This window comes from Neobacillus sp. B4I6, assembly GCF_050434045.1.
GTDB lineage: Bacteria > Bacillota > Bacilli > Bacillales > Cytobacillaceae > Neobacillus.
The window spans coordinates 4262953-4285048 of the sequence record NZ_JBNPWB010000002.1 but is presented as its reverse complement, the minus strand read 5'-3'; the positions used below and the strand labels follow the sequence as shown (position 1 = coordinate 4285048).

At 38.3% G+C, this 22096-nt stretch carries 20 protein-coding genes; 14 read left to right on the top strand and 6 right to left on the bottom strand.

The annotated features are described in order from the left end of the window. Window positions 1–113 precede the first annotated feature (113 nt). The 4 genes from QF028_RS23425 (at window position 114) to QF028_RS23410 (ending at window position 5290) form a co-directional block, all read left to right on the top strand. Window positions 114–1016, top strand: a complete 903-nt coding sequence (locus QF028_RS23425; RefSeq protein ID WP_429469375.1) for a VanW family protein — start codon at window positions 114–116, stop codon at window positions 1014–1016. Window positions 1017–1417: 401 nt separating this feature from the next. Further along, window positions 1418–2959, top strand: a complete 1542-nt coding sequence (locus QF028_RS23420; RefSeq protein ID WP_429469372.1) for a spore germination protein — start codon at window positions 1418–1420, stop codon at window positions 2957–2959. A gap of 8 nt (window positions 2960–2967) precedes the next feature. After that, window positions 2968–4077 carry a GerAB/ArcD/ProY family transporter gene (locus QF028_RS23415; RefSeq protein WP_429469369.1) on the top strand — a complete coding sequence of 370 codons (1110 nt, stop codon included), beginning with the start codon at window positions 2968–2970 and terminating at the stop codon, window positions 4075–4077. Then, window positions 4052–5290, top strand: a complete 1239-nt coding sequence (locus QF028_RS23410; RefSeq protein WP_429469367.1) for a Ger(x)C family spore germination protein — start codon at window positions 4052–4054, stop codon at window positions 5288–5290. The genes QF028_RS23415 and QF028_RS23410 overlap by 26 nt, the downstream gene beginning before the upstream one ends. Window positions 5291–5520: 230 nt before the next feature. Here the strand turns inward: QF028_RS23410 and QF028_RS23405 are convergent, their stop codons facing one another. From QF028_RS23405 to xylA, 4 genes are all read right to left on the bottom strand, one after another. Continuing rightward, a complete protein-coding gene (locus QF028_RS23405) occupies window positions 5521–6552 on the bottom strand; it encodes an aldose epimerase family protein (RefSeq protein WP_429472486.1) in 1032 nt (343 codons plus the stop codon). 12 nt (window positions 6553–6564) lie between these two features. Then, complete coding sequence (xylB, locus tag QF028_RS23400; RefSeq protein WP_429469364.1) at window positions 6565–8067, bottom strand: xylulokinase; 1503 nt, start codon at window positions 8065–8067, stop codon at window positions 6565–6567. 154 nt (window positions 8068–8221) lie between these two features. Next, entirely contained in the window at window positions 8222–9610 is a 1389-nt protein-coding gene (gene xylE / locus QF028_RS23395) for a D-xylose transporter XylE (RefSeq protein WP_429472484.1), read from the bottom strand. 343 nt (window positions 9611–9953) lie between these two features. Then, complete coding sequence (gene xylA, locus QF028_RS23390; protein WP_429469361.1) at window positions 9954–11285, bottom strand: xylose isomerase; 1332 nt, start codon at window positions 11283–11285, stop codon at window positions 9954–9956. A gap of 246 nt (window positions 11286–11531) precedes the next feature. On the opposite strand from xylA, the gene xylR reads away from it, so the two are divergent. From xylR to QF028_RS23360, 6 genes are all read left to right on the top strand, one after another. Continuing rightward, a complete protein-coding gene (gene xylR / locus QF028_RS23385; RefSeq protein ID WP_429469358.1) occupies window positions 11532–12689 on the top strand; it encodes a transcriptional repressor XylR in 1158 nt (385 codons plus the stop codon). Window positions 12690–12731: 42 nt separating this feature from the next. Further along, window positions 12732–13703 (top strand): 2-hydroxyacid dehydrogenase, encoded by a 972-nt coding sequence (locus QF028_RS23380; protein WP_429469356.1) that lies wholly within the window; start codon window positions 12732–12734, stop codon window positions 13701–13703. A gap of 311 nt (window positions 13704–14014) precedes the next feature. Next, window positions 14015–14731: a CAP domain-containing protein gene (locus QF028_RS23375; RefSeq protein WP_429472482.1), complete on the top strand. Its 717-nt coding sequence runs from the start codon at window positions 14015–14017 to the stop codon at window positions 14729–14731. A gap of 832 nt (window positions 14732–15563) precedes the next feature. Further along, complete coding sequence (locus QF028_RS23370; protein WP_429469353.1) at window positions 15564–16106, top strand: hypothetical protein; 543 nt, start codon at window positions 15564–15566, stop codon at window positions 16104–16106. Then, window positions 16106–17809 carry a GMC family oxidoreductase N-terminal domain-containing protein gene (locus QF028_RS23365; RefSeq protein ID WP_429469350.1) on the top strand — a complete coding sequence of 568 codons (1704 nt, stop codon included), beginning with the start codon at window positions 16106–16108 and terminating at the stop codon, window positions 17807–17809. Before QF028_RS23370 ends, QF028_RS23365 begins: the two co-directional genes overlap by 1 nt. Before the next feature lie 55 nt (window positions 17810–17864). Beyond that, window positions 17865–18392 (top strand): DUF3231 family protein, encoded by a 528-nt coding sequence (locus tag QF028_RS23360; protein WP_429469348.1) that lies wholly within the window; start codon window positions 17865–17867, stop codon window positions 18390–18392. A gap of 77 nt (window positions 18393–18469) precedes the next feature. Here QF028_RS23360 and QF028_RS23355 read toward each other — a convergent pair whose 3' ends face one another. Next, window positions 18470–18949, bottom strand: a complete 480-nt coding sequence (locus QF028_RS23355) for a GyrI-like domain-containing protein (RefSeq protein ID WP_429469345.1) — start codon at window positions 18947–18949, stop codon at window positions 18470–18472. Between the two features lie 159 nt (window positions 18950–19108). On the opposite strand from QF028_RS23355, the gene QF028_RS23350 reads away from it, so the two are divergent. The 3 genes from QF028_RS23350 to QF028_RS23340 all read left to right on the top strand — a co-directional run bounded on the left by QF028_RS23350 (window position 19109) and on the right by QF028_RS23340 (window position 20469). Next, window positions 19109–19522: a hypothetical protein gene (locus tag QF028_RS23350; RefSeq protein ID WP_168242006.1), complete on the top strand. Its 414-nt coding sequence runs from the start codon at window positions 19109–19111 to the stop codon at window positions 19520–19522. A gap of 361 nt (window positions 19523–19883) precedes the next feature. After that, entirely contained in the window at window positions 19884–20135 is a 252-nt protein-coding gene (locus QF028_RS23345) for a hypothetical protein (protein WP_214715776.1), read from the top strand. Continuing rightward, entirely contained in the window at window positions 20020–20469 is a 450-nt protein-coding gene (locus QF028_RS23340) for a DUF2085 domain-containing protein (RefSeq protein ID WP_429469343.1), read from the top strand. Before QF028_RS23345 ends, QF028_RS23340 begins: the two co-directional genes overlap by 116 nt. Window positions 20470–20537: 68 nt before the next feature. On the opposite strand, the gene QF028_RS23335 is transcribed toward QF028_RS23340, so the two are convergent. Continuing rightward, the gene (locus tag QF028_RS23335) at window positions 20538–21011 is read right to left on the bottom strand and encodes a divergent PAP2 family protein (protein WP_215016966.1); all 474 of its coding nucleotides are present in this window, start codon (window positions 21009–21011) and stop codon (window positions 20538–20540) included. Window positions 21012–21193: 182 nt separating this feature from the next. On the opposite strand from QF028_RS23335, the gene QF028_RS23330 reads away from it, so the two are divergent. Next, complete coding sequence (locus QF028_RS23330; protein ID WP_429469339.1) at window positions 21194–22030, top strand: aldo/keto reductase; 837 nt, start codon at window positions 21194–21196, stop codon at window positions 22028–22030. Window positions 22031–22096: the final 66 nt, after the last annotated feature.

Sequence of the window (22096 nt, the reverse complement as noted above, 5' to 3'; positions counted from 1 at the left end):
TTGCAGCAGGATCACCTTAAAATCATACCTTACTTTGTTATAAACTTGAATAACGTAAATTGTATGAAATGGATGATTTCAATTCATATTAAACGAAAGGAGGCATTCTGGAAATGAATTTTACATGGTTATTTGGGCTATTTTTTTTATCTCAACAAGTGAATATGCCAGACAGTTTATTAATCACTAACAACGGGCACCCTTTATCGGTTGTTAATTGTACTGATTTATCGATGAACTTACCTGGAGTTCCTATTATTAATACAGAAAAGTTAAAAAAATGTATGGATCAAATTGACAAACATGTTTCTAAAATGCCTAAAAATGCAATGAAAGATGAGTCCGGAAAAATTATACCCGAACATGTTGGTTATCGCTTATATCGTCAGAGGTTCACAGAAAAAGTTTTTTCTTATTATTTTAACAATGGTTCATCTAAAATAGAGGTCCCCTTACTTGCCATTTATCCTAGAGTTGACAGTGAATTACTTGGAAATATTCAAAATGAAAAAATCGGAAAATATGTAACATCCTTCAACGCGTCTAACAGAGGACGAACCCATAACATTTATCTTGCAACCGAGGCTATTAATAATTTTGTTCTCTTCCCAGGTGAAATATTTTCCTTTAATAAAGTTGTTGGAAAAAGAACAGCAGGAAAAGGATACTTGCCTGCACCAGTGATCCTAAGAGGAGAATTAGCAAAAGATATTGGCGGTGGAATCTGTCAGGTATCATCTACCCTATTTAATGCAGTAGATAATGCCGGATTAGAAGTTACTCAGCGTTCCTCACACAGCAGAAAGGTAACATACATTCCACCTGGGCGGGATGCCACCGTTAGTTGGAATGGACCAGATTTTGTTTTTAAAAATAAATACAATCAACCAATTCTAATACAATCAAAAACGGTAGGAAACAAATTAACCATCGAGATATATTCTTCAGATGTCATTAACTATACTCCTAAAAAAGTGCCACACCTTCCTTATGATCAAAATCACCTACCCAAGTAAGGTTATGGGGTAATATAAATAGTATTAAACGAAAGCTGCCTGTCTCTTGATCTTGAGTGATAGGCAGTTATTTTTTGCGACAGGGTGGGTGAATACTATAGGGTAAAATTCCTTTCAGCTTAAAAAGGAGACGTAAAGATTATGAAGAAGTGTAATAGTGGAGCCATTTTGACAGTAGCTATCTTGTCTATCATGAGTGGATCTCAGGAAAGTATGAAATCAAAAGGTTGGCAGAATTCTCATCGGTCATTTCAAAAATATCTCTAAATCGAAAAATCAAACTAGACCCTCCTATTTTACCTTCTGAACAAATGTGAAAATAAAGTAAGGTTGTTCTTATCTTTCGTACATAAAGACCCCTAGAACTGGAAAACTAAATAAAAATTGGGGGTGGTTTCATAATGAGAAAAAGGGTCATAAAGTCACTTTTCAAGACATTTAATACGGAACCACAATTTCAGGAAAAATCCAATGCACAGGAGATTGATTTAAAAAAACAAGATATCAGCAGTAATTATGATCAAAATTTAGCGACATTTAAGTCCATTTTCAGTGTTCCTAAAAATACGGATGTCAAGGTACGGGAGTTTACCATTCGTGCCTTAAATCGCCGTGCCTTTATCATTTTCATAAGTACAATGGTCGACTTAGAGCATATTAAAGAAAGCATATTGGAAAAATTATTGGGAAACGAGCAACCTTCAGTAAAGATTCCAGATATTATTTCATACCCAATGGCAAAGGCGTCCACCAATATAGAAGAAATTACTGAATTCATTTGTGGTGGAATCACAGCACTCTTTGTGGAAGGTGATTCTCAATGCTATTTATTTGAAACCACGAAAACTCGAGGCCGTTCCATTGGAAAATCAGATAATGAAGTGATTGTAAAAGGAGCAAAAGAAGCTTTTAACGAAAAGGTAGTTGACAATATTGCCTTAATCCGTAAAAAAATTAAAAATGAAAATCTTATCGTGGAAACTAAGATAATTACAAAGCGATCAAGAAACGATGTGTTTCTTGTCTATCAAAAGGACCTGGCAAATGATGAACTCCTTCAAACCATAAAAGATAAGTTATCTTCGCTCGAAACCGATAGTATTCTCGATTTAAGTATTTTAGAGCAATACCTAGAGGAACGACCGAGGTCCTTATTTCCAACGATATTATATACGGAACGACCTGACCGGGCAGCTTCATTCATTGAAGAAGGTCACGTTATTTTGTTAATGTCAAATTCACCAAGCTGTCTTGTACTGCCTTGTACCTTTTGGGCATTGTTCCATTCACCGGAAGATCATTACCTACGTACACCATATGGTAACTTTATCAGGATTTTGCGATTTCAAGCTTTATTTGTCGCCGTTTTTGCCTCTCCTATTTATATTGCGATTACAAATTATCATGTAGGGATGATCCCGCCTGATTTATTAATGGCCATTGCTGGAACTAGGGAACGAGTCCCTTTTCCATCTGTTATTGAAATTTTAATGATGGAAATTGCTTTTGAACTTATTCGAGAGGCCGGATTACGTGTGCCATCCCCAATTGGCCCAACGATTGGGATTGTCGGTGCATTAATTTTAGGCCAAGCCGCTGTTCAAGCCAATATTATTAGTCCAATTGTTATCATAGTTATTGCCTTAAGTGGCTTAAGCTCTTTTATTATCAGTGATGTGAGCATGAATTTTGCTATCCGGATCACTCGCTTTTTGTTTATCTTTGCAGCTGGCTTTCTCGGTATTTATGGAGCCACTTCTTTATTTATCCTTGGACTCTTTTATTTAGTTTCCTTAAAATCATTTGGCACTCCTTACTTTGCACCCATGACGCCACATTCCTCCTCGTCAAAGGACTTACTTATCCGTCATGTTCCCTTTAAAGAAAGGTTTCGCCCAGGGTATGTAAAACCAAAGGATATGGTCAAACAAAGAAAGGGATAAAAAATCATATGAAGCAGCAACCTGGAAAGCTTGGTATTCGTGAATATGTGTCCATCGCTATTTTAATGGTGGGTGCGAAAGTAAGTGAAGACACACCTGCTAAACTGTATAATCAGGTCCAAAACGCAGCATGGATGATCCCAATCATAGCAGCAGGAATCTCTTTTATCCTGCTCTTTTTATTAATAAAAACTATGTCATTGTTTCAAGACAAAAATCTATTTTCGGTTATTCAAAAATTACTCGGACGATATATTGGGTTTTTTGTTTGCCTTCTGATATTGGTCATCAACTCATTTTCGATTTCGTTCGATTCAAGAACATATACAAATATCATTAAGACGTTTTATTTTCCAACAACACCAAATGTAATTATCTATGCCCTGTTAATGGCTGTTAGTACCTATGGGGCGAAAAAAGGAATTCAGCATATCGGTTCGGTTGCCTATCTTATCATTTTTTATGCAGTACTTTCCTTGTATCTTGCCTTATTTTTAAGTACTCAAGAAAGCAGTATTCAATCCCTTCTCCCAATTTGGGGTTCTGGAAAACTGGAAATTTTGAAGCAAGGCACACTTAATCTATCCCTTTTTTCTGAACTTCTTCTGTTTGCCATGATTACACCTTACATCAAATCAAGCAAAGAATTTCGAAAAGGAATATGGATTGCCTTAGTTTATGTCTGCTTCCAATTGAGTGTTGCTATTATGGTTTACATCTGTTTGTTAGATACATCCTTACAAGGAATTGGTTATCCATTCCATACAGCCATTCGTTTTATTTCACTGGGAACTTTTATTCCGAATATCGAAATCGTCTTTTTCGTCATATGGTTACTGGCGGCATTTATTCGTTTCACAGCATTTTTGTACATCAATGCCCTTATGTTTGGTCATCTCTTTAAAATTAAAGACTTTGAATTCCTGATTCCATCACTTGCGACGCTTTATTTATTGATTGGATCCATTCCGGAATCAGCTATTGAGGTCATTCTAGGTATTAAACCGATTATTTCATATGCTTCTGGATCTGCGTTTATCACCATTCCAATCATTTTATGGTTGGTCGCATTGGTAAAAGGAGAATTTAAGCATGCAAAAAACAGCAACAGTATGTAAATTATTATTGCTTCTAGTCATTGTTAGCACATTAACAGGCTGTTGGGATCGTGAGGAACTTGAAGATAAAGCCTATGTGATCGGACTAGGATTAGATCACTCCAAACAAGACGGAAAAATCAAAGTCACCATGTTACTTGCCAATCCCGAAGTAGGGACTATGCAAGGGGGCGGCGGTTCAACAGAAAAGCCGCGAGAAATTGTCTCGTTTGATGCCAATGATTTCATTGCGGCAAAAGCGACAGGCAATGCCATCATCTCCCGTGATATTAGCTATGAACTATTAAAGATTATTGTGGTATCCGAGGAATTTGCAAAAGACAAAAATTTTATTACAATCTTTTACGACGTCGTAAAAGATAAAGAGATTCGCTTGAGTAGTTATTTAGCAGTATCGAAAGAAAAGGCAAGTGAGTTTTTTGTAAATAATCGACCAAAAATGGAAACAAGGCCACATAAGTACTTTCAATTCATGGTCAATCACGGGATTGAAAATGGTTTCATTCCAGATTCTACTCTATTCCGCTTTGTTACCACATTGGAAAGAGAGACTGACCTCTTTTTGGCGATGTACACAACAGCTGAAAGGGCAAAGAATCCTAAAATAAAAAGCGAAGATGAATACATCGCAGGGCAATTGAATGCAACAGGCGAGCTTGATGATACACAATTTATTGGGTCCGCAGTCTTCAGGAATGGCGTGATGATAGGGAAATTAAACGGTCAAGAAACACGCATGATTAATATTCTTGATGACACAACGAATATTAAAGATATATTGATGGATATACCAGATCCTTTTTCAAATAATCATAAACAGTTCGCAGCAAGAGTCTTAAAAACAAAAAGTAATAAAGTAAAAATGAACGTGAAGGGCGTTAGGCTAAAGATTGACATAATGATACCATTAAAGATTGAAATTATATCAAACCCATCAATGACCAACTATATCGAGAAAAAAAACCAGCAAATAATCAAAAAACAAATAGCACATCATTTCAAAAAAGTAAATGAAAGGTTATTAAAAAAAACCCAGACTAAATTAAAAGGTGCACCATTCCCCTTATCCATGTATGCTCGAAGGTATTTTGGAACCATTCAGGAATTTAAGAAATTCAATTGGCGAAAATCGTACCTAAATGCGGACATAAGGGTGCACCCGAGTATTGAAATTATTGATTATGGGAAACAAGCAAAACCAACGAAAAGGTAGGGAATGAGGATGAGCCTATTTATTTACGTTAGTCTTTTTAGTATTACTATATATACTATGGGATTTGCTGTCTCACTATGGAAGGGAAAACAAAAGATGAGTGCAGTGGCCGTTTTTTTCCTCACCATTTGCATTATCATCCTGCCTTTCTTCTCGATATTATAAAAGGCGGACAGTGTCAGGCACTGTCCGCCTTTTAATTGGCGGTTGGGGCTGGCACCGCTGTGTTCCTAATGAAAAATGTATTTTGTCTTGGATGTGTAAACTTGATCTTTTTCTACTATTAAGGAAGGGAAATTGTGGTCACCGGGTGGTTTCTGTGTTTCAAGACATAAGCCTAAATGCTTTTCCGCTTGTTTTCCTCTGATCGAAAAATCATTCCCTAACATATTGCCAGTATAAAAGACAACAGCGGGCTCATCTGTCTCAATTTCTAGTTTCCGTCCGCTTTCCCGATCATATAAACTGATTTGCTTATGATTCTGAGCACTAAGGAGGAAGGGGTGGTCAAACCCGCCACCAACTATATCCGTTTGCGGATGGTCAGATTCAATTCCTTGAGCTACCTTTTGACCTTCTCTAAAATCAAATACTGTCCCATCCACAGGGATAACCTTGCCAGTTGGAAGAAGAGAGGCATCTAGTTCTAAGAATGCATCGCTTTTTAACTTTAACTCATGATCAAGAATGGTTCTTTTTAAATTCCCGCTTAAATTAAAATAAGAATGATTAGTTAAATTGACGATTGTTTTCTTATCAGAAACCGCCTTGTAGGTAATCAATAACTCATTATCCACGTTGAACGTATAGATGACGGTAACATGAAGATTGCCTGGAAAGCCTTCTTCCATATCAGGGCTTGTATAGGAAAAGATGATATTCACTTCATTTTCTTTGTTCTCAACAGTAGAATCCCAAATAACGTTATGAAAACCATTCGGTCCGCCATGAAGATTGTTTTCTCCATCATTTTTGGACAAGTTATAGCACTCTCCATCTATTTCGAAGGACGCCTTTTTCATCCGGCCGGCATTCCTGCCAATCACACAACCGAAAAAAGGGGAGTGATCGATATACTCTTGCAAAGTGTCAAAACCTAACACAACATTTTCTATATTCCCGTTACGGTCTGGAACATTGATTTTTGTAATCGTACATCCATATTCCATACAGGTAAATTCCATCCCATTCCCATTTGTAACGGTATAGGATTTCACTTTTTTTCCATGCAAAGTGCCAAAAATAGTTTCAGTTAGCTTCATCATAATCCCTCTTTAATTCCCTTTTCGAAGATCAAATAATTGATGATTCATCGCAACAGTATGCGGATAAACATCTTTGTACACTTGATAGAAATCCTTATAGCGCTGAACGTTTTCTGGTTTTGGCTCATATACCTTATCAGCTTTAATGAAGACCTCTGCACATTCTTGAAGAGAGGAGAACCAATTCAATCCAGCTGCCGCAATCATCGCGGCCCCCATACCTGGGCCTTGTTCGTTTTGTAGCTTCCCGACTCTTGCGTTAAAGATATCAGCTTGTATTTGCAGCCATAATTCACTCTTCGCACCGCCGCCTATAGAAATAACGGTATCAATGGTCTTGCCATAATTGCGGAAGATTTCGACACTCTCATTAATCGAGAAAACAATCCCTTCGATGACCGCTCGAGTAAAGTCACCTTTGTTGTGGGAGCCGTCAATTCCAGTAAAAGTTCCTCTTATTTTTGCATCCGCATAGGGTGTGCGTTCACCTACTAAGAATGGAGTAAAGACTAGACCGTTTGCACCGATTGTGGATTGTGCGGCCTCGTCTAGTAGACTGTCGAATGATTGATCCTTGGCAAAGGTTTCCTTAAACCATGTCAAGCTATAGCCAGCTGCAAGCGTGACACCCATGGTATAGTAGGAGTCTTTTTGCCCATGATTGAAAAGATGAACTTTACCGCCGTAATTTTTGCTTTTATCGTTCTCATATGAAAGGAACACACCTGATGTTCCGATACTGCAAAGGGCCGTTCCCTCGGATAAAATCCCTGCTCCAATCGCACCGCAAGCATTGTCCGCCCCACCTGCAAACACTTTAGTCGATGAAGATAAACCAGTAAGCACCGCAATCTCTGGCAAGAGCGTTCCGACGAAGTCTTCAGTTTCCACTAATGGAGGACATATGGCAGCAGAGATTTCAAATGTGCGAAGAATATCGGCACTCCATGATTTGTTGACGACATCTAACATCAGCGTACCTGCTGCATCTGAGTAATCCATGTTTATTTTTCCAGTTAGACGAAAGCGGAGATAATCTTTTGGAAGAAGAAAAACACTTGTTTTTTGCAGATTTTCGGGTTCATTCTCTTTTACCCAAAGAATTTTTGGAAAAGTAAAGCCCTCAAGAGCAGGGTTTTTGGTAATTTCAAGGAGCTTGCCGCCTAGTTGCTGATCCATTTTCTTGCATTGCGGGGTGGTTCTTGTGTCGTTCCATAGAATCGCATTTCTGATTACTTGATGATTTTTGTCCAGCAAGACCAACCCATGCATTTGTCCGGAAAAACTAAGACCCTCAATATCGTCGGGCTGTATGTTTGATGCAGTTACTAACTGCTGTAATGCTGTAATTGTTTGTTCTACCCAATCTTCGGGATTTTGTTCACTATATCCTGGCTGCTGCTGGATTAACGGGTAGTCTTTTGAAACCGAATAATTGACGGTGCCTTCTTGGTCAACGAGAAGCACTTTCACAGAGCTAGTCCCTAAATCTACACCGATTACATATTTCATGTTGATCTCCTCACTTTTTATAGAGTTGTATATTAGTAAACTTACTTTGATGTTGAAAAAGTCCTCTTGAGGACAAAATTACTAACTTTTTCCATATTGTTAAAAATAAACGCTACCCTCCATGTTTGTTATAAAGGATAGCGACCTATATTTATCATGCGGTTTTTTTCCAACTTCCTTCCATTTCCTCTAATGTCTTGCCTTTGGTTTCAGGTACAAACTTCCAAACAAAAATGGCAGAAAGAACACTCATTAATCCGTAAAACCCATAGGTTACAGCGCCACTATATTCCATCATCATTGGATACGTGGAGGAAATAAGATAGTTTGCTGCCCATTGCGCCGCAACCGCAATTGCAACAGCGCGCCCACGGATATTATTCGGAAAAATTTCAGAAATCAATACCCAGCAGATTGGACCCCATGACATCATAAAGGAAGCAGTATAAACGATAATGAAGATTAAAGTACTTACTCCGATGACATCAAAATAAGCCAAACTAGAAACACCAAACATACCGATAGCCATACCAACGGAACCTATGATTAATAATGGTTTACGGCCCCATTTATCTACAGTCATAATCGCTACAAGGGTAAAAACAACGTTGATTAATCCCATAACTGTTGTTTGTAACATCGAAGCATCTTTTCCTGCTCCCATGCTTTCAAAAATCCTTGGTGCATAATACAAGGCAACATTGATTCCAACAAACTGTTGAAACACAGAAAGTAAGATTCCAATAACGATAACGGCTTTTCCGTAAGTAAATAGTTTCTCTGAAGAAGCATCAACCGTTTGTTTGATTTGTTGCAAAATCGTTTTTGCTGCTGATGATCCATTAATTTTTGCGAGAATCGCAAGTGCTTTATCATCTTGATTTTTCAAGGATAAATAGCGAGGTGTTTCAGGAACCATCAGTAAGAATAACCCAAACATTAGAGCTGGTACACCACACGATGCAAACATGTATCTCCAGCCAATATCATTTACCCATGCTTGACTTTCGCCGCTCGAAATCGAGAAGTTAACGAAATAAGCAACAAGCATACCAAGGATGATCATAAATTGGTTAAAGGAAACCAACCGGCCGCGGATATTTGCAGGGGCTATTTCCCCAATATACATCGGGCAAACGGCTGAAGCCAATCCAACACCAATTCCACCTAATATCCGATAAAGGTTAAAGGCAATTAACAATCCGATGGTTGGTTCCCCTTTGGTGAAAAATAAAAATTCAGGATAGGCAGCCCCTAGTGACGAAACTAGGAAAAAGATCGAAGCAATAATGAGAGAATTCTTTCGGCCGAATTTCGAGGCAAAAAGTCCTGAAATGAAACCGCCGATAATACAACCAATCAGTGCACTTGAAATCGTTGCCCCATGAATAAATGCCCCTAGTTTCAGACTATCAATCAGATAAATTTTTATTGATTCCTCCGCACCAGAAATAACGGCTGTATCATATCCGAAAAGCAAGCCGCCAATGGCAGCTACCAGGGTAATTCCAAAAAGATAAAGCGAGTTCTTTTTTTGCTCCATCGTAATGTTTAAAGACAGTTTCATTTTAGGAAAATAAGATTCTACCATTCTTTAATAATAACAGCGCTTTCAAGTTGTTTAATATATAGGCTCTGTTAAACTAGGCTGTTGATTTCCGCTCCAATCAACTTGCTAAAAAAATCAACAATGACCTTTAATACAGCCAATATATAAAGTAGATAAAAGCTCAACACCTAAAATCTGTCTTTATCCTCCTTTTATTTTGGATGAAATGAAAAACTAGGAAATTACTTCAGTTAAATGGTTTTCAAAAAAATGGACCCGCAACAACATTGGCTTTCTTCAGTTGACGGGTCCATTTAGAAGGACAAGACTTAATTTTTTAAACTTCTAAAAGATATTGGTTTAAAACAGCTTTTAAGCGTTCCGTTTTACCAGAAACATTTTTAATTGTGTCATTGTTAAGGGCATATGTCTCAAGTGTGTGGAAGTTGGCTCTGCCTTGAACAATATCCAGGCCAATTCCTTTCGTAAAGCTGCTATAACGTGCGGCAATAACATCTTCAAAAACGCGATCTTCAATTAATTTATTAGCTACTTTCAAACCTCTTGCAAAGGCATCCATTCCAGCTACATGCGCATGGACTAGATCTTCAACTTCAAAGGATGTTCTTCTTACCTTGGCATCAAAGTTTAACCCGCCGCGACCAAGACCACCATTTTGCAGAATTTCATACATTGCTAGGGTTGTAGAATATAAATCTGTTGGGAATTCATCGGTATCCCAGCCAAGTAAAGGATTTCCTTGGTTTGCATCTACAGAACCTAGTAGTCCGCTTGTTCTTGCCACACGTAATTCATGCTCAAATGTATGTCCAGCAAGTGTTGCGTGGTTTGCTTCCAGGTTTAATTTAAAGTAATTCTCTAAGCCGTATTGTCTTAAGAAGGCAATCGTTGTTGCTGCATCTGTATCATATTGGTGGGTGGTAGGCTCTTTTGGTTTTGGCTCAATTAAGAATTGACCTGTAAAGCCGATTTCCTTCGCATAATCAACGGCCATATGCAAGAATCTTGCTAAGTTATCAAGCTCAAGTTTTAAGTCTGTATTTAATAATGTTTCATAACCTTCACGTCCGCCCCAGAATACATAGTTTTCTGCGCCAAGTAGTTTTGCAGTTTCTAAGCCTTTCTTCACTTGTGCTGCTGCATAGGCAAATACGTCAGCATTACAAGAAGTGGCAGCACCATGCACGAAACGTGGATTAGTAAACATGTTAGCTGTATTCCACAATAGTTTTGTATTACTAGTTTTCATGTAATCTTTAATCATTTCCACAATGATATCTAAATTTTTATTTGTTTCACTTAAGGTTCTGCCTTCCGGTGCAACATCGCGATCATGGAAAGCGAAAAATGGTACGCCAAGCTTTTCAAATAGTTCAAATGAAGCTTCTACTCTTGCTTTAGCTAAATCCATCCCAGTGAAGTGATTCCATGGTCTTTCCATTGTAGCGGCACCAAAAGGATCAGATCCATCCGCAGTAAAGGTGTGCCAGTAAGCAACTGAAAAACGTAAAATGTCCTTCATAGTTTTGCCGCCAATGACTTCCTCAGGGTTGTAATACTTGAATGCTAATGGATTTTTAGAATCCTTTCCTTCATAAGCCACCTTGTTTACGCTTCCAAAATAGGTATTCGTCTGTGTTTGAGCCATGTTTTTTCCCTCCTGAAATAAAATGAAATTCAAAACTATGTAGCTTCATTAGATGTATATTTGTGTTAGTTTGTTGTTTGGATAAACTAACTTGATTACATCTTATAAAAATTTAACGCTTTAATCAATAGTTTTTTTTGAAAATTTTATGTATATTTTCGCTAAAAATTGATTTATAATGGGAATATACTACTATAAAGTTATCGGAACTTAATTTGTGCATTATACAAATGGGGGTGCAAACTTGTGATTATTGCAGATCAAATGTTAGTCAAAAAAATGAATCAAAAGGTACTATTAAATGAAATCGTTTCCAATTCGCCTATTTCGAGGGCAAGATTATCTGAAATAACAGGTTTAAATAAATCGACTGTTTCTTCCCAAGTTAATACGCTAATGGAAAAGAATCTTATTTTTGAAATCGGACAGGGGCAATCTAGCGGTGGAAGAAAGCCTGTCATGCTCGTTTTTAATAAGAATGCTGGTTATTCCATTGGGATTGATATCGGTGTTGATTCTATAAATGGCATCTTAACGGATTTAAAAGGAAACATTGTCCTAGACCAATATCAGCATCTAGAAAATCCTTCTCTTGATAAGAACAAAGACGTTTTATTTTCAATGATTGAGGATCTCATCAAGCAAATGCCAGATTCCCCTTACGGATTGATTGGCATTGGTTTATGTATCCCAGGCCTTGTCAATACCGAGCAAAAGGTTATTTTCACTCCAAATATCGACTGGAATTATGAACTTGACTTAAAATCGCTCATTGAACAGGAATTTCAGGTACCAGTTTTTATTGAAAATGAAGCCAATGCAGGCGCATATGGAGAAAAAGTATTTGGGGCAGCTAAAAATTATGAAAACATAATCTACGTTAGCGTGGGTACTGGAATCGGGATCGGAATTGTTATTAATAATGATTTATATCGAGGCGTCAATGGTTTTGCTGGAGAAATGGGTCATCTGACTATCGATTTTAATGGGCTCAAATGCAGCTGTGGAAACCGAGGGTGCTGGGAATTATACGCCTCTGAAAAAGCATTACTACATACTTTTCAGAATAACGATACCATCACTTCCTATCAGGAACTAATTAATCTTGCAAACCAAAATGATCCGGATATATTAATGGCATTACAAAATTTCGGCTTCTACCTTGGGATTGGATTAACAAGTATCTTAAATACATTTAATCCGCAAGCGGTCATTATCCGAAACGACATTGTTGAAGCTCTGCCTATGGTGTTGAATTCGATTCGAAATTCTATTTTATCAAGAAGTAATGACAAACTTAATAACAGTCATGAGTTATTATTGTCTTCCTTAGGAAAAAATGCTCCCGCATTAGGGACATCCTCGATTGCTATTGAACATTTCTTAGAAAAGTTTACATCGTAAAATTGTATGGCAATTTCGCCAGGTGGAAAGGTGGAGCACGATTTGAAAAGAACAGTATATATTACAAGAAAGCTACCCGATGAAATGATCGATAAACTTTCAAATCATTTTCAGGTGAGAATGTGGCACGAGGAATATGTCCCTGTTCCAAGGGATGTTTTACTAAAAGAAATAGTAGATGTGGATGGGCTTATTTGTCTTCTAACAGAAAAGATAGATGAAGAGGTCCTAAGTAAAGCCAAACAGTTAAAGGTCATTAGTAACATAGCGGTAGGCTATAATAATATCGATATTGACTTTGCTGCAAAGAAGGGAATCGTCGTAACCAACACTCCTGGCGTGTTAACCGAAACGACAGCTGATTTAACGTTTGCGCTATTAATGGCGACAGCACGTAGAGTCGTGGAGTCATCTGAGTTCCTGCGTAGTGGTGAATGGGGAGCATGGTCCCTTATGCAGATGACTGGACAAGATATTTATAGTGCAACCTTAGGGATTATTGGATTAGGAAGAATTGGAGAAGCACTCGTCAAGCGGGCAAAGGGCTTTGATATGAATGTTCTCTATTATAATCGGACACGGAAACCAGAAAAAGAAGAAAAGCTGGGGATTCACTACAGGGAAATGAAGGATTTGTTGCAGCAATCTGATTTTGTCTGCCTTCTGCTGCCTTATAGCGCCGAGGTATACCACCTAATTGGAAAAGAAGAATTGTCCCTAATGAAAAGAAATGCCATCTTGATCAATACGGCTAGAGGTGGTCTTGTCGATGAGGATGCTTTATTTCAATCATTGAAGAATGGGGAAATTTGGGCTGCTGGGCTGGATGTGTTCGAACAGGAGCCAGTTCCAATTGATCATCCATTATTATCCCTGCCAAATGTGGTTACACTGCCTCACATTGGAAGTGCCAGTGTGAAAACAAGAATGAGTATGGCTCATTTAGCTGCCGATAATATGGTAAGTGTATTAACTGGTAATGAAGCAATTACCGCAGTGATTAGCCATAAATAATAAATGTAAAATACGATACTTGTCTGAAATATTTGTTAAAAAAGGCGGTTGTTTAAAGAGTTGTCAACTCTATTTCGCCTTATAATTATTGGTAATTTTTCCGATATCTAGTTAATAGTGAGAAGAAAATTCAATTTTTATAATGGACTCGAGAGACTTGGAGTATCAGGAGACTATTAGATTTGAAGCTGTCAAAAGAACCAATTGCATTTCATTTCTGTAAAATCCTTCCTCAAATATGACGAAAATCATATGTTACGATGAATTTGCGAAAGATCGGCAAATTGTCAAAACAGGAGGAAGAAACGATGATGAAGAAAAAAGCAATTCTAACTGTAGCAGCTGCGGCCGCGTTAATGATGTCAAATCCGGTATTAAATAAAGCTCATGCAGCTACTACTAGCCCTTCCGTGCAGGAAAAGGTATTTGTTTACCAAGGGACTAATATGAATGAGATTAATAGTGTAATCGAAAAATATCTTGCTAGTTTAGGATTCTCATTTTCACAAAATACAGTAAAGCAGCCTGTTCCGGCTCAACCAAATCAAACCGTACCAACACAGGAGCCTGCTCAAACGGCGACACCACAACCTGTGCAGCAACAACCGGTAACTGCGACACCACCAAGTTCAACACCAACTACAAGTTCGTTAAGTGCTTATGAGCAAAAAGTAGTTGACCTAACCAATCAAGAACGGGCAAAAAATGGTTTACCAGCACTTAAAGTGGATGGAACACTTGGCAAAATGGCCCATGAGAAGTCCCGTGATATGTCTGTAAATGGCTACTTCAGCCATACAAGCCCGACATACGGTTCACCGTTTGATATGATGAAAAAATACGGCATCGCCTACCGATATGCTGGTGAAAACATTGCGATGGGACAGCGAACTCCTGAAGAAGTAGTCAAGGCTTGGATGAATAGTGAAGGTCACCGTAAGAATATCCTTAGCCCGAACTACAACTATATCGGTGTTGGTTATGTATCACAAGGTAATTACTGGACACAGGAATTTATTGGTAAATAATGAGGGCTCGGGGACAATTTGTCCCTGAGCTTTTTGCAGTATTTATTTTGGTTACCACTACCTGTAGTGCTCAAAGCGATACCCCAAGCTGGATTCGCTCATTGAAACCTAAAATTCGCCCATAAAACCCAAAAATTCGCTCATAAAACTCAGAAATTCGCCCATTGAAGCGAAAAGTCGTTAAATAATCAAAAATATACAAATACGCAAGTGTAATTTTACACCAAATATCATTCTTAATGAGTTATACCAACGTTAATAATGGAAGCAGGCAATAAAAAACAGTACACCTCCTTCTTAAAGAGGTGCACTCCAGTTGGGTTTTCATATGTATCAAACAAGTGAGTCAAAGATTTACCTATTTAAGGGAGCTACTGTTTAACTAGTGCTCTTCCTAAGGTACCGGCTCCACCTACGCCAAATACCATGATAGCCACGCGTGCTATCCCCTCTAATATGTACTATAACGCTAAAATATTAATAAAATATGAACTAGATGTTAATCGTTCATTAATTTTAATAGAGGTATGAACATCAGCGCACATTTTTGCTATCTCGGTTAAGTTCTCTCCATTTTCACATGAAGGTATTGATTTGGATGGGTGGTTTTTTACCCCTAGTTAAACTTCCTGACATAGAAAAACGAACACACAAATATTATTAGGAAGTGTAAGTAATCATTCTTCAATCTTTTAAGAGGGGGGGGAAAATAACGGAACCGAGTGAAAGTGAGCAAACCATAAATCGTTATATTCGATCCACTTTCCAGTCACTAGTTCAAGCTATCATTCCACCCCATGTAAGATATAAAGATTCGTTAGGAACGTTTCAAATGGCCGGAGCACTGGAATTACATGTGTATGAATATGTCATTTGGATATTGGAGCATTCAATTGCTCTCCCGGTAAAAGCGCAACTAAATTTTGCTGAGAGTAGTTCGATGTCGAAAGCTACTGCTGAATTGCTGGACGTGGGTGCTGCTCAATTAATCCAGACGGGGCAGATTCTTTATCCTCTTAATATAAATACATTTCCTGGCGGTGGTGCATTCTCAGCACTTGCGCCGATCGACCGGTTAAGGGCTATTACCCTGATAGAACGGCTTGAAATTAATCTTGAAAACTTGAGTATTCCCTACAAAAATAATCCGAGACTTGTTCGAATTATGATGGATGCCCTAAATGAACTCCCTATGTTTGGACATTATTCGGAATGGACAGCTTATGGAACAACACGACTATTTTCTCCTGAGTACAGGAGAGTGGAATATTTTCCACATGGATGGTCCCAGACCCTATACCCAGGTCCGTCTTTTGGATATCGTGATTTTCGCGGATTCTTAGCAACCATTCAACACAAGAAGGTGAATGACTAATGGCCAATCAGGACGTGATTGTAATTGGTGCAGGCGGCGGGGGAGCCGTTATAGCAAAAGAGCTCGGAGAAATGGGATTAAAGGTATTGGTATTAGAAGCAGGCCCCTGGTACGGGAACAAAAAGTGGCCCAATCCAAATTCACAGCCTGGAGCCAAATCCAGTTCGACTACAAATGATTTGGATATCTTGCTATATAAACAATTGTTGAACAAGTATGAAATGAATATGAATGATTTAGTTTCAGGAAGATATCGGTGGGGCCCGGCGGATCGCAGTCGCCCCCAATGGTTTCGGAATGCTAACCAGAAGGGCATAATTTGGCAATGCTCCGGTGTTGGAGGGACCACCCAGACTTATACGGCTAATTGCCCCCGAGCATATCCAGCCGCAATAGATAATGTCTGGCCCATATCTTATCGGGAACTTATTCCATATTATGAAAAGGTTGAAGCGACATTACCGGTGAACTTTGCGGCTACTACGGCAAAGGAAGAATTATTTTATTATGGTGCGAAAAAGGCTGGGTGGAACTTGATTCCTACACTGGATGTGACCGTTCCAGGATATAGGCCGCAGCCTAATGCCATTTTGCCTCCCAATGATAATATCACAAATCCAAACCTCTCCGTAAAGCAACTATCCTGGATGGAAGGCTGCACTCTTTCGGGACATTGTATCAACGGTTGTCCGCATGGACCATCCGTAGATAAAATTGCAAAACGCTCCACAAATGTCAGTTATGTTCCGCTTGCTTTAAAGACAGGAAATGTCTGTATAAGACCAAATGCCTTTGCTATAAAAATATTAACAGAAAATAACGTTGGTAAAGGGTTGCATGCGGTTGGAGTAAAAATAAGGGACACCTGGACGGGGGAGCAGGAGGATCTATGGGCAGAAATCATAGTGATGGCGTCCGGATGCATTGAAACCCCAAGACTTTGGTTAAATTCAGGACTGCCTGACAATCCATGGGTAGGAAGAGGATTGGTTAATCATTATATGGACTGGATATCTGGGATATTCGATGAAAAGGATTTGATGCCAATATTGGGAACTTCAGAAATTAATCCCTTTGTGGGAAATACATGCGGAGCAAGGATGGACTACCCCGGACTTGGAGCGGTACAGTCGGTTGGGATGAGTCCGGGATTAACCGCTTCTTTTTATGGGGTGAGTGATTCTGGATACTCTTTCTTAAACCCGCCTAGTATGGACGATCCCTGGGATATTAAGGGGCGACTTTTCGGTAATGATTTAAAAGAAACAATGGACTCCTACCGAAGAACCTTAAATGTTTTAGTCAGTACCGATGATGAAGTGGAACAACGAAATGGAATTACTCTCGATCCGCTAATTAGTGATGAAAATGGACCTGTCCCTGTTGTGACGTATCAGCCTGCCCAACAATCCCGGAGGAAGCGAAGCGAACTGGTGAAAATAGCCGCAGATCTGTTACGAAAAGCGGGGGCAAAAAAAATTATATGGTCAAATTGGCCGGCAGGAATGATGATTCACTTGGAAAGTACGATGCGAATCGGCTTCGTTGTGGATCAACATTGCGAGTCATTTCAAGTAAAACGGTTATATATCGCTGACAACAGCGTCCATTATAATAGTTTAGGCGGAGTCAATCCTACCCTTACGACACAGGCATTAGCTACCCGAACAGCAGAAAAACTATTCAACAAGTATTTTAATTAGTATGATTGGAAATCCTACCATCATACAAATCAAAGTTTGGTGGGATCTTCAAAACATGAAATTATTTGAATTAATTCAAGATGTATTTGAACCATTTATGGACGGCGAGAAAAGACCATTAAATGTAATGGAGGTTTCCAACCTATGGTTTTTTCTTTTAGGCACTGAAACGACAATGCGTAATGAGGAAATCGGTTACAATATTGCCCAAGATCCGGAATTAAAACAAATTTTAAAGGATGTAAGAGAAACCGTACATATTCCAATTAGAGACGAACTGAAAGAGTTTCTCATGAAAGAAGGGGTTCCCTTTCCTCAATCGACACCGGAAAAACCTATGGGAGATTTTAAGAGTATACCCGAGGGTGCTAAATTAGATGATGAAGAAATGGCTAATTTAATGTCCTATAATCTTGCTATGGGGGTTAATTATGCTGCCAAAGGACTTACTGAATCTATTCGGGCAGATGTTGGGTTAATTTTTTCAAAAATTATTTTGAAGAAGACTACTGCTGGCTTAACGGTAAAACAGTATTTGGATCGGCATGAGTGGCTACGAATTCCGCCTTATTATAAAGCATAGTTTACTGCTTACAACAATCAGTTAGTTTTTTAGGAACTAACCAAACGTTTAATTAAAAGATTAAGCATAATAATTTGTTATTTTAAGGGAATCCAGATTTCTGAGTAGTAATCGGTGCCCCAAGGATCACCGGCGAAATAGACTTCTAAATTAGGTGTGCCTGCATGCTTGTAATGACTTGACGGAAACCATTCAGAGTATATTTGTTTCCATACTTTCTGGATTGCCTCGGGCATTGGGCCTTGAACTTCAAATACGCCCCACTTTGAAGGTGGAATCTCGAGATTCAATAAACCTTTCGGAGTGTCACCGTTATGTTCCGATGCAATCCAGTAATCCATTAATTGCTGTTGCGTGTCTCGTTTATCAACACATACCCCAAGCACCCCATTAATTTCCCCATTATTCAATTGGAGTAATAAATCGTTGGTTCCATCTGCATGAACATCCGCCCACATTTTTGGTATCTCCGTTAAGTTCTCCCCATTTGCACATGAGAACTCTCGCTTGATTCCGATAACTTGGAAACTGTCTCTTTCAATAATTTTGTAATTCATATAATTCATCCTCCTTACATCTATTTGTAATTATAAGTCTTTTTAACAACTAATTTGTTACAAGCAAAATTAATTCATTTTTCTATTTCTCTATTTTTTACATACTATCCTGTCAGTCGCGAAAAATAATATAAAAAATAGCAGGGAAGGTAAGAAGATATGTTTTCATTTCGAGGCGATGCGCATAAAGTTTACCTTCGGCTTAACAAAGCCATAAACAACGGTGAATCCACCAAACATATGAGGGAATACATAGAAATTGAAGAGGTTCAAAGACTGTATCAATCACTTGATAGCAGCATGTTGCAATTAATTAATTATCGAATGATCAAGGAAAAGAATGGATCTGGGATTATACCGATTTTTGTTTCTTCTGTCCCATGGCTTTTGTTTCTATTTTCCAAACCATTGATGGACTTCCTTTTCAAGGATGGAAGCAAACTTTGGGCAATATTTGGGGTTACATATTTGATGATTTTAACTTTAAGTGTCATCCTTCATTTTCGAGAAAAGGCATGGGCTGCTTTTCATATGGAAATCATTCAGGATATTTTAAAAGAAAGAAATCAATGAATTCAATAATTTATATTAAGAAATGAGGCCTGTCTTTTTTAGTGAAATAGCTAAATCGATTACGATTTTATTTTTAGTTTGGGGATTCGCAAGTGAATTAATAAAGAAAAAAGAACCATTTTTGGAAAAGTTGAAACAGGGTCATTAAGACCCATCGAAGCTTAAACATCAAAAAACCTTCAAGCTTACACCAGTCTTTGGCGGTTTTTCTCATTTGCAATACCAAGTTAAATGGAAGAAGGAAAGTTCCTCTTCAAAGGCGAAATAAAATGATAGAATTCTATAAAGTTGAGTGGATGGATAAGGAGTCAGGAATAGATTAAATGATAAAAGTTAAGTCCAAATGACAAAGGTGATGGGGATGTTTTTTCTATTATTAACGGCGATGATTATTTGTTTTGTCGTGGGTACCACTTTATTGGTAAAAGGTACAGTAACAGTCGGGGCCATTGCTATTGGTGCCGGAATACTACTGTTGCTGTTTATTTTGATTTATTATGGAAAAAAGAAACATCGAAAAAAGAAATACGATTGGACTCCAGACTGTGATTGTATTCCGGACTTTGATGGGGATTGTGGGCCGGATTGTGATTGTGGACCGGATTGTAATTAATAAAATGAGATTGCTAGATATCATTCCTTGTCATCGGATGAAGTCTCGGAGTATTACGATTAAGGGGTATACTCTCCCCTTATGTGCAAGATGTACGGGTATCTTGCTAGGCTATTTATTTTTCCCGTTTTTGCTGATTGCGGGTATACATTTGTCATTATGGCTCGGACTACTTTTAAATGTCCCGATGGTTCTTGATGGTTGGACACAGAAAAGGAAATATCGGATGAGTAATAATGTCTTGAGGGTTATCACTGGTATAATGAGTGGATTGGGGCAAAGCGTTCTTATCGTAAGCGGCAGTGATTATATAATTTCCATGCTTTTAGGTTGATAGAGTAGGTGCAAAATTTGGCTGTCATGGCAACAGCCAAATTTAACCTAGAACACACTCCAAAACGACTAGTTAAACGGATAGAACTGATAGGTCAGCACACCAACAATGATTCCTGTGATCAATCCAAAAAATACTTCTGCCGGTTGATGCCCTAATAATTCTTTCAGCTTTTCTCTAGACTCTGTTTTCTTTAACTTCGGGTTTTTTAAGGTGTCAATTAAAAGATTAAAATCAGCTAACAATGTATTTAATACCTCTGCATGATAGCCTGCATGTCTTCGAACTCCAGTCGCATCATGCATGACAATTAGTGAAACGATCACAGAAATCGCAAATTCATTAGAATGGAGTCCTGAAGTTAAACCGATAGCAGTAGTTAATGAAATAATTGTAGCTGTATGAGAACTAGGCATTCCGCCAGTGCTAAACATCAAGTTCCATCTTAATTCTCCTGAAGCAAAATAGTGTATCGGAATTTTTACAAATTGGGCAATAAACATACCTAAAAGGGCGGCTAAAATGGGATAGGATAAAAACATGTGAACCTCCTTTTTTTAAATACGGATAGGTAATCATGATGATCCCTTCAAACGTTGTTACATGATTTTACCAAAATGAACGACACGCTGCTACATTTTAATAAAGCAATTCCTTAGAATGGAATTTTTTCAATAATTATGTGATTATTATAACAACAATCAAATTAAAGGAGGAATAAACGATGCCGACAAATTTGAAAGACACGACTACATTAAGCAATGGAGTAAAGATGCCATGGGTGGGATTAGGCGTTTTTAAAGTAACCGAAGGGGAAGAGGTTATTCAGTCTGTAAAAGCTGCTATCAAAAACGGATACATAAGCATTGATACAGCCGCTATTTATGGGAATGAAGAAGGTGTAGGCCAAGCGATTAAGGATTCTGGCGTTCCCCGTGAGGATCTGTTTATTACAACAAAGCTTTGGAATTCCGAACAGGGATATGAATCAACGTTAAAGGCGTTTGAAACAAGTCTTACTAAACTTGGACTTGATTACTTAGATCTTTATTTAATTCACTGGCCAGGAAAAGATAAATATAAAGAAACATGGAAGGCGTTTGAAAAACTTTACAAAGAGGGGCGTGTGCGCGCGATTGGCGTAAGTAACTTCCAAGTTCACCATTTAGAAGATTTAATCAGTTCTGCAGAGATTAAACCGATGGTAAATCAGGTGGAGTTCCATCCGCACTTAACCCAAAAAGAGCTTCTTGCCTATTGTAAAAATGAAGGAATTCAACTGGAAGCATGGTCGCCTTTAAAACAAGGGCAGCTTCTAAGTGAACCGGTTCTAGAAGATCTTGCGCATAAATATAATAAATCTGTTGCTCAAGTGATCTTGCGCTGGGATTTACAGCATGGAGTGGTTACAATTCCAAAATCAATCAAAGAACATCGCATTATTGAAAATGCGGATATTTTTGATTTTGAATTATCCACTGAGGATATGGACAAAATTGATGGATTGAATCAAGATAGCCGTGCTGGGTCCCATCCGGATACGATGAGCGTAGGCTTTTAATATTTCAAGCGTCTGCCATTCAGAAATGAATGGCAGACGCTTTTTTTACTCCTACTATCTTATCAT